7 protein-coding genes, 1 tRNA gene and 2 pseudogenes are annotated in these 6,668 nt (G+C 64.8%); 4 read left to right on the top strand and 6 right to left on the bottom strand.

Going from position 1 to position 6,668, the window contains the following annotated elements:
- The 3 genes and pseudogenes from I53_RS14855 to I53_RS14845 all read left to right on the top strand — a co-directional run.
- Positions 1 to 554, top strand: a pseudogene (locus tag I53_RS14855) (3-dehydroquinate synthase); the annotation flags it as partial.
- A 110-nt stretch (positions 555 to 664) separates the two neighbouring features.
- A tRNA-Thr gene (locus tag I53_RS14850) sits at positions 665 to 740 on the top strand.
- 809 nt (positions 741 to 1,549) lie between these two features.
- On the top strand, positions 1,550 to 3,028 hold the full coding sequence (locus I53_RS14845) for a PAS domain-containing methyl-accepting chemotaxis protein (RefSeq protein ID WP_043351977.1): 1,479 nt from the start codon (positions 1,550 to 1,552) through the stop codon (positions 3,026 to 3,028).
- Positions 3,029 to 3,140: 112 nt separating this feature from the next.
- On the opposite strand, the gene I53_RS14840 is transcribed toward I53_RS14845, so the two are convergent.
- On the bottom strand, positions 3,141 to 3,611 hold the full coding sequence (locus I53_RS14840) for a hypothetical protein (RefSeq protein WP_043351975.1): 471 nt from the start codon (positions 3,609 to 3,611) through the stop codon (positions 3,141 to 3,143).
- A gap of 420 nt (positions 3,612 to 4,031) precedes the next feature.
- Between I53_RS14840 and I53_RS35130 the strand changes: the two genes are divergently transcribed.
- Positions 4,032 to 4,211: a hypothetical protein gene (locus I53_RS35130; RefSeq protein ID WP_251982322.1), complete on the top strand. Its 180-nt coding sequence runs from the start codon at positions 4,032 to 4,034 to the stop codon at positions 4,209 to 4,211.
- 169 nt (positions 4,212 to 4,380) lie between these two features.
- On the opposite strand, the gene I53_RS14830 is transcribed toward I53_RS35130, so the two are convergent.
- The 5 genes and pseudogenes from I53_RS14830 to I53_RS14815 form a co-directional block, all read right to left on the bottom strand.
- Positions 4,381 to 4,578, bottom strand: coding sequence for a hypothetical protein (locus I53_RS14830; RefSeq protein WP_043351974.1), 198 nt, complete (start codon positions 4,576 to 4,578; stop codon positions 4,381 to 4,383).
- A gap of 140 nt (positions 4,579 to 4,718) precedes the next feature.
- A complete protein-coding gene (locus I53_RS14825) occupies positions 4,719 to 5,090 on the bottom strand; it encodes a hypothetical protein (RefSeq protein ID WP_043351972.1) in 372 nt (123 codons plus the stop codon).
- A 54-nt stretch (positions 5,091 to 5,144) separates the two neighbouring features.
- Complete coding sequence (locus I53_RS33250; RefSeq protein WP_187294356.1) at positions 5,145 to 5,675, bottom strand: hypothetical protein; 531 nt, start codon at positions 5,673 to 5,675, stop codon at positions 5,145 to 5,147.
- 309 nt (positions 5,676 to 5,984) lie between these two features.
- Positions 5,985 to 6,263: a hypothetical protein gene (locus I53_RS14820; RefSeq protein ID WP_043351966.1), complete on the bottom strand. Its 279-nt coding sequence runs from the start codon at positions 6,261 to 6,263 to the stop codon at positions 5,985 to 5,987.
- 180 nt (positions 6,264 to 6,443) lie between these two features.
- Positions 6,444 to 6,668 (bottom strand): annotated as a pseudogene (locus tag I53_RS14815) (S26 family signal peptidase); the annotation flags it as partial.

Genomic DNA, 6,668 nt, shown 5'->3' with positions numbered 1-6,668 from the left:
TACGGGCTGATCGCCGATCCGGGCTTTTTCGACTGGTGCGAGGCGAACTGGCGCGGGATTTTTTCGGCGGCCCGGAGCGCGAGCAGGCGGTCGCCTCCTGCTGCCGGGCCAAGGCCGCGGTGGTCACCCGGGACGAGCGGGAGGACGGGGAGCGGGCGCTGCTCAATCTCGGCCACACCTTCGGCCACGCCCTGGAGCGCCTGACGGGCTACGATTCCGCCCGGCTGGTGCATGGCGAGGGCGTGGCGATCGGGATGGCGCTCGCCTTCCGCTTCTCGGCCCGGCTCGGGCTCTGCGGCGGGCAGGATGCCGGCCGCGTCGCCAACCATCTCGCCCTCGCCGGGCTGCCGACCCGTCTGCAGGCGGTCCCGGGCGGATGCGGCACCGTCGAGTCGATTCTCGACGCGATGACGCAGGACAAGAAGGTCCGCGACGGCGCGCTGACCTTTATCCTAGCCCGCGGGATCGGCCAGAGCTTCATCGCCCCGGGCATTGACCGGGCGGCGGTGGCGGCCTTCCTGGAAGACGAACTGGCGTCGCATCGAGACCTCTGAAGTGCTCGATAGTCGGCGGTGGCCTTGCCTAACGCAGGCCGTGCCGCTATGAGCCTGCCACGTCCGGCGCCGCACACCGCGTGCGTCGGTCACGGTTCCTCGGGACCAGGGCCGCAATAGCTCAGCTGGTAGAGCACCTCATTCGTAATGAGGGGGTCGGGGGTTCGAATCCCTCTTGCGGCACCACCACTTAGCCCTGCGCTTGCTGACCGAATGACCGGCCCGGCATGCATATGGCAGGCAGCATGGCGAACAACTCGACCATCTCCGAGCTGCGCTAGGCCGCCGTGGTCAGCGGCCAGGACATCGACGCCACCGTCGATGCGGTGACGGCGGAGCTCGTCACCGAATCGTATCCGCTCGCGAAGGCTGGGCGCCGATCTCGTCGCGTCCCTCCGTACGCACACCTGGGCGACCGAGGCGCTGATCGCCGACAAGCCGGCGCGCCTGGAGGCCAAAGGCCCAGCCATCAGCCAGAAGCAGCGGACCGCGATCCCGTGGCGCTTCGCGAGGGCTGCTCCCGCCTCTCTTGATGCGAGCCCCGCGGCGTCATGTGGCAAGGCCGCTTTCGACCCGCCTCGGTGACACGCGGGGGAATATCAAGGCTCCGCGGGCGGCAGTTGAATGGACGCCTCGCACCACAGCGCGACCGGCGGCCGCGTAGTCGCAATCTCGCGACCAGCTGGCATCGTCATGTCTTGAGCCAGCGTATCTCAATGACTGGATCCGGCCACTGCAGACCGCGGTGATCTCGCCGAATTCGCGGGGATAGTTATCGAAATTTATCTCTCTGAGCCGCAAGCGATCGGACAATATATGACCCGCAGCAGATGGCCAGCCGGCAACACTACGAAAACACGAGAAGAATCAACTTAAAGTAGAAGATGCGGCGCCCGATCTTTCGCAAAAAATCGATACTTAAAGAAAATTTACTGATATTTTATTAGTTTATGAAAGAATTGGCATAGAAACGCCGGTATTAAAAGCAGGTTAAGATGCTGTCTCTCCGCCCCAGCCATCACGCGAAATTGAATGCGCTCGACAGCTCCCACGCACTGATCGAATTCGATCTCGACGGAAAGGTCGTCACCGCCAACGCCAACTTCCTGTCGATCCTCGGCTACCGACTGGACGACATCAAGGGGCGGCATCACTCCATCTTCGTCGACCCGGTCGAGCGCGAGAGCGCAGCCTACAAAGCGTTCTGGGACGCTCTGCGCAGCGGTGTACATCAGACATCTGAGTACAAGCGCATCGGCAAGGGCGGCCGCGAAGTCTGGATTCAGGGGAGCTATACCCCACTCATCGGGCGCAACGGCAAACCCTACGGCGTCTTCAAATGTGCCACGGACATCACAGCGCAGAAATTGCGCAACGCCGATTTCGAGAGCAAGCTGAATGCCCTCGACCGCTCGCAAGGGATCATCGAATTCAACCTCGACGGGACGATCATCACCGCCAATGAGAACTTCCTCGCGGTGGTCGGCTACAGCCTCGACGAGGTGAAGGGCAAGCACCATGCGATGTTCGTCGATGCGGCAGACCGCGATACCGCGGCCTACCGAGCCTTCTGGGACCGGCTCCGGAGCGGCGAGTATCAGCAGGCGGAGTACAAGCGCATCGGCAAAGGCGGCCGCGAGGCCTGGATCCAGGCCACCTACAACCCGGTCCGCGACGCCGCGGGCCGCCTTGTGAAAGTGGTGAAGTTCGCCACCGACATCACCGAGGCCGTGGCCGAGCGGCTGCGGCGGGCCGAAATCCACCGGGGCGTCGACCGCGACCTCGACGTCATCAGCAGCTCGATCTCTCATGCGTCGCAGCAGGCGGTGAGCGCGGCAAGCGCGGCCGCGCAGGCCTCAGGCAACACCCAGAGTGTCGCCGCCGGGTCCGAGGAGCTTGCCGCCTCGGTCGGCGAGATCAGCGCCCAGGTGAACCGCGCGCTGCAGGTCACGGGGCGGGCCGTCGAGCAGGCGGTCGCCACCTCGACAGTGGTCGCCGGCCTCGCCTCCGCCGCCCAGCGCATCGGCGAGGTGGTCGAAATGATCAACACGATCGCCGGGCAGACGAACCTGCTGGCGCTGAACGCGACGATCGAGGCCGCCCGGGCCGGCGAGGCCGGCAAGGGTTTCGCCGTGGTGGCCACCGAGGTGAAATCCCTGGCGGCCCAGACCGCGAAGGCGACCGAGAGCATCAGCAGCCAGATCGCGCAGACGCAGGACGCTGCGAATCAGGCCGCCACCGCCATCGCGGGCATCGGGCAGACGATCGGAGAGGTCAACGAGATCTCCTCGGCCATCTCGACGGCCGTCGAGCAGCAGGCTGCGGTCGCCCAGGAGATGTCCATCAACATGCAGGCCATGACCCAGGCCGTAGGGGAGATCAGCCGCAATGTGAGCGTGATCGCCGCCTCGACCCAGGAGGTCGACTCCTCAACGCGGCTGGTGCGCGAGGCGTCACGGGCCATGGTGTCTTAACACCGCCCGTCGCTGCCGCTTCTGCCTCTGCGGTCGTCCGCTCCAGCGCGGGCCGCCGTAAGGCCGTCCGTCGCGGAGCGCGCGAGTCGGTTCGACCGCGGGATCGGGAGGCTCAAGACGGTGAGGCGCCGTCGACCCCTGGCGGCACCTCACGTTTCCGCACGATCCGGGCCCGGTCCCGCAGCGTGACCTCATGGGTCGGCCATTCGCGGCAGGCAGCCTCGAACGCGGCGAGCGCCATCGACAGCGGGTAGATGGTGGCGAGGTGCAGCGCGACGTTGCCGCCGGCGTCGCGCCAGACCTCGATCGTGTAGGGCACCCCAGGCGGCACCGGCGGGATCTGCTTCGCCGGCGGCGGCAGCGTGATCGCGGCGAGGCAGAGGCGCTCGTATTTCCGCGCGGGCGCAGCCCCGGGCCGGCGCTGGTAGCGGCACGACGCCGTCAGGTGGCGGAGCAGATCCACCGTCGGGACGTCGGCGCCGTAGCGATCGATCAGGCTGGCCACGGTGTAGCGTCCCGAGCGCTTGCAGGGCGCGCAGTCGACGTAGACCCGACCAGGCTGGACGTTGCCCAGGCGCCCCATTCTGGTGCTCCTCCGCTTGCGAACGAACGCAGAACAAGCCTGAGGCGGGGGTAAGCTTCAAGGCGCCCGCGCCTCCGATCTTCGCAACCGGTAGACGAATGTGAATGGCGGCCGATTTCGTCTGTCTCCGCATCGGCTTATGAGAGAACCGCGCTCGGATGATATCGGCCCGCGCCCAGGCCATCGCCTGTCTCGGCCTGCGGACCGCCACGAAGAAGCAGCACGTGGCCGAGCATGTCGCCGACCGGCGGTCCGGCGGCCGGGGGCTCGGGGACTCTCACAGACCAGTGTGTCCGAGAACGATGCCGCCCCACGGTCGAAGGCAGCATCCAAGGAGGAGGCTCCATGAGGCAGGCTGCGAGCGATGAACGGCTCTCCCTCGACGCCGTGTCGGTCTAGGACCTGAACGCCGCCCTCCGCGTGGTCCGGCGGCTGCCCCTGGAACTGCTGGGCTTCCTCATCCTGTTGCCGATCGTCGGCATCGGCCTATCCTGGCTCAGTACGGCCCTCGCACCACCCTATGGCCTCTCCATCTTCGGGCAAGGCCTCGTGACCTGGGGCCTGCTTCTTATGCTCGCCCTGCTGTTCGGGCTGTTCTGATGGCGGGGACGACAGGTCGGGCTCCTCCTGCACGACCGGCCATCCTGGCGTCGCCGGTGATGAGCCTGATGTCGGTGCCCGTCGTGTTGGCCGCGCGAGCGCAGGCCCTGGGCCTGGAATCGAGCGGGTTCTACCGGCCGCTCCGCCCGCGCCGGAAGTGAGTCCGCGTCTAGATCAGGCCGCCTGACGATCCCGCGGTCAGCGTCTGGCCAGCCCGGTTCACGAGCTTCGCGAAGGCTAGCGCGGCCGCCGAGGCCTGGGTCTCGGACGGAAAGGTGCGGTCCGATTCCAGGACCGTCATCTGCGTCGCGTCGAGCAACACCCAGGTCCAGAGGTGGCGGCCGGTGGCGCGGATCTCGAAGTGCATGGCAGGCTCGTGGCGCAATGGGACATGCCCGCACCATGCGCCGCGAAAAGGCCTGACGCGTTAATGGCTTGGCCGGCGCAACAACCTGCGTCGGCTAACCACGCGGTTGCCCCCGACATCCTCGCAGATCACAGGCGGGATCAGCCGCGCCCCTTGGCCGCGAACTCCCAGACCGGCGGTCCCCAGGTCTGACCCGGCTTGGTCCGGTAGCCGGAGAAGCGGTCGAACACGACCCGGTCGGGCTCGACGCCGGTGACCCGGCTGTCGTTGACCATCAGGGCGCCGGCATATTCCACGCGCAGGAATCCGTGCTCCGGATGGACCCCGAACAGTTGCGGCGCGGTCCAGCCGAGCCGATGCGCCTCGGCGCCGAACTGGTCGAGGAAGGCCAGCGCACTCGCCCGCATCGCCGCCCATTTCGCCGGCAGGAGATACCGGCACGGCGAGGCGTGCTCGGACAGGCGCTCGATCTGGTCGCGCCAGGACGCGACGGCGGGCGGGAGGTCGGACATGACGGCCGGGGTAGAGCCGAATGGTTGCTGAACCGCAAAGATTTTGGGCTTACGCTAACCAACCTGGGGGAGCTTGCAGTGCTCTATGATCTTATGCGCCAGAAGCACAAATTTCATCGTGTATGTCTCGATAATATTTAAGCTATTATTTAGATCTCTCAAATCTCCATTCAATATCTCCATCACGGGCTCGCCATTTATTTCGACATATCCCCTGAACGAAATCTGATGCTCTCCGGTTTCTTCCTTTCTATCGATTAGCATGCCATGAGCCATGAAGTGGCGAATCTTTTCGAACTGCAGAATGCCATCGACTGCAGCGTGAAGTTCTTGTCGAAATTGTTCGATCGGTCCGGGCAAATCTGCAATTGATTTCAACCTCTTGAGCTTCGTATCAAGCTTATATGGAAGTTTGTTCGGAAGATGGTTGTATTCCTGCAGATATCTTGCCCTAAAATATAGATCCGCCAGCAAAAATTCGACCTGGGAGTATGCCGTAATGATGGCACCACGGAGCAGGTGAATGGTGCGGATGTCCGCTTCTTCTTGATCAGAAGCGCTCAACGTCAGATCATACTCTTCCATAGGGTCCCCATGCGTGGTCATAGCTCAGCATAGGACGGCGCTCGACGAAGGCATACTCAGGCTCTCAAAGCCAACCTGTCATCGGTGTGCTGTAAATTCGTGAGCCATCGCATCCGCTCGGCCCCGCCCCGATCTGCTCACGGGGCGGGGGAGCGTCCGATCTCACCAGCGATGAGCCGAGCCGATACGCAGCGCGGCTCAAGGCCAAGAGGCTGACACCCGAGATACAGCGCCGCCGGTGCATCGAAGCCGCGCGTGACGCTGGCGCCGGCGAGGATCAGACCGACTTCGATGCCGCCGTGGGACAGATCAGGACGCCGGGGAAGGCCAAGGGCCGAGCGAGCTCGCGGCGTCGTTGAGCCGGACTCCCGCGAAGGTGAGCGTCGCCGTGTAGACCACGGTTCCAGCGTCATCGCGGACCAGGATAACGAAGGCTTGGTTATCCCCGTCGCCCGGGATCGCGAACCGCGCGATCTCGGGCAGGCTTCGCATCGCGAGAGCGCGGGCCGCCTCAAAATTAGCGCAGTCGCTGCCTTCCTCGTCGCGATGGAAGCTTCGGTTGCTGATGTCGAAGAAGTACCGCGGCATGGGGCGCTCCACAGTAAAGGGGCGGGAGCACGCTCTACTCTCGGCCACTGACGCCCGAATCAGTCTGCCAGCGATAGGCGCACCTTTACACGGTTGTCCGTGGTCGGGTTTGATTTGGATCGTCGAACACCGCCGATCTATGATGGCCACACGGCATCATCGCTGACGAATCAGCCCGCACCGGCGGACCGGGCGGCCCTTTCGGGATCCGCGCCCTGGGATCTTGTCGCCCGGCAGGCCGATCACGCGCTTGATGTAGTCGGTCGAATTGTCCTTGGGCAGCTTGAACACCGCGATGTCGCCGCGCTTCGGATCGACGCCCCAGATCCGGCCCTCGGCCTGAATCGGGATGTATTCCGACAGCGGCAGCGAGTACTTGGAGTAGCCGTAGGAATATTTCGATAC

Source organism: Methylobacterium sp. B1, assembly GCF_000333255.1.
GTDB classification, from domain to species: Bacteria; Pseudomonadota; Alphaproteobacteria; order Rhizobiales; family Beijerinckiaceae; genus Methylobacterium; species Methylobacterium fujisawaense.
Note: the sequence above shows the minus strand (reverse complement) of the source record. Positions and strands in the feature narration are given on the sequence as shown.

Coding starts and splice junctions, on each gene's coding strand:
- I53_RS14845 (WP_043351977.1), top strand. CDS start 1,550: ATGCTGTCTCTCCGCCCCAGCCATCACGCGAAATTGAATGCGCTCGAC.
- I53_RS14840 (WP_043351975.1), bottom strand. CDS start 3,611: ATGGGGCGCCTGGGCAACGTCCAGCCTGGTCGGGTCTACGTCGACTGC.
- I53_RS14830 (WP_043351974.1), bottom strand. CDS start 4,578: ATGCACTTCGAGATCCGCGCCACCGGCCGCCACCTCTGGACCTGGGTG.
- I53_RS14825 (WP_043351972.1), bottom strand. CDS start 5,090: ATGTCCGACCTCCCGCCCGCCGTCGCGTCCTGGCGCGACCAGATCGAG.
- I53_RS33250 (WP_187294356.1), bottom strand. CDS start 5,675: ATGGAAGAGTATGATCTGACGTTGAGCGCTTCTGATCAAGAAGAAGCG.
- I53_RS14820 (WP_043351966.1), bottom strand. CDS start 6,263: ATGCCGCGGTACTTCTTCGACATCAGCAACCGAAGCTTCCATCGCGAC.